The organism is Microbacterium sp. 18062, from assembly GCF_902706225.1.
GTDB lineage: Bacteria > Actinomycetota > Actinomycetes > Actinomycetales > Microbacteriaceae > Microbacterium.
The window spans coordinates 1-1,680 of record NZ_CACSKB010000101.1 but is presented as its reverse complement, the minus strand read 5'-3'; the positions used below and the strand labels follow the sequence as shown (position 1 = coordinate 1,680).

At 67.1% G+C, this 1,680-nt stretch carries 1 protein-coding gene; it reads left to right on the top strand.

What is annotated here, in order from left to right:
- The first annotated feature begins 127 nt into the window (after positions 1–127).
- On the top strand, positions 128–1,534 hold the full coding sequence (locus GVL03_RS18755; protein ID WP_159502528.1) for an IS1380 family transposase: 1,407 nt from the start codon (positions 128–130) through the stop codon (positions 1,532–1,534).
- The last annotated feature ends 146 nt before the right edge of the window (positions 1,535–1,680 follow it).

The following is a 1,680-nucleotide window of genomic DNA, read 5'->3' as shown; positions in this document are numbered from 1 at the left end:
GCTTAGCCTCGATCCACCGATGAGCCTGGGTGTTGAGCGGGCGTCGTGACAGAGAAATGCCTCTCTGACCGGGAAGAATAGAGCTTGTCTAAGGTCCTATTCACCCAATCCGAGAGGCATCTCGTAGATGCAATTCAAGCACGCTCCTGCCGCGGTGTCTGCGGTGTTCGATGATCCGAATCTCGTGTCGGCCGCGGGGCTGGTGCCGATGCTGCGACTCGCGCGTTCCGCGGGGCTAGACGAGCTCGCGCGTGAGCGGTTGAGTGTCCCGACGGACAAGGGCGCCAACGCCGGCGCGAAGGTGATGGCGCTGGTCGCGGGGATGCTCGCCGGGGCGGACTCGATCGACGACATGAACCTGCTTCGACACGGCGGCATGGGGCGGTTGTTCGATCGGACGTATGCGCCGTCGACGCTGGGATCGTTCCTACGGGAGTTCCGGTTCGGACACGTCCGGCAGCTCGACGCCGTCGCATCCCGGGTGTTCGCGAATCTCGCTGTCGACGCGCCGTTGCTCCGAGCAGGCGATGGCGAGCGGGTGATGGTCGATCTGGACGACACCATCATCGAGGTCCACGGATACCAGAAGCAGGGCGCCGGGTTCGGATACTCCGGCGTCCGCGGCTTGAACGCCCTGATCGCGACCGCGTCGTCGTCGGCGGCGGCGCCGGTGATCCTGGCCCAGCGGCTACGGCAGGGCAAGACCGGGTCACCGAAAGGCGCCGCGCGGATCGTCGGTGACGCTCTGGCCACCCTGCGCCGCACCGGCGTCGCGACTGGGGCTCGGGCGTTGCTGCGGGCGGACTCCGCGTTCTACGGCCACGCGACCGTCGGCACCGCGATCAAAGCCGGCGCCGATGTGTCCGTGACCGTTCGGATGGACCCGGCAGTGAAGGCCGCGATCGCGACCATTCCCGAGGACGCGTGGACGATGATCGAGTACACCGACTCGATCCGTGACGAGACCACCGGCCAGCTGATCTCGAAAGCGGAAGTCGCCGAGATCGGGTTCACCGCGTTCCGCTCACGGAAGAAAGCCGAACGCGTCGAAGGGCGGCTGATCGTTCGCCGCATCCCCGACCTGAACCCGAAGCAGGTGGAGCAGCCGACGCTGTTCGACACCTACCGGCACCACGCGTTCTTCACCACCACCGACAAGGAGGCTATGGACACAGTCGTGGCGGACAAGACCCACCGCGGTCACGCGATCATCGAGCAAGTCCACGCCGACCTCAAGAACGGTCCGCTCGCGCACTTGCCGTCGGGGGTGTTCGCCGCGAACAGTGCCTGGCTCGTCCTCGCCGTGATCGCGTTCAACCTCACCCGTGCTGCTGGGGTCATCGCCGACCAGGCGGGACGGCTCGCGAGAGCGACCACCGCGACGATCCGCCGCACTCTCATCCACATCCCCGCACGGCTGGCACGCTCCGCGCGCCGCGTCACGCTGCACCTCCCGAAGGCCTGGCCATGGCAGAACGCGTTCACACGACTCTTCGCGATCACGCACACACCGCCGAACGCCGCGACGCCCTGACCACCACCGCAATCGCGGCACGACCGAGGACCACGTGGACGACCGGGATGCGACGCCCGGAACTCACCCCTGCCCTCGACACATCACCGCCCGTCCATCACACCAGCCGCGCTCAGCCGAGGCTCATCGGTGGATCGGGGCTTAGC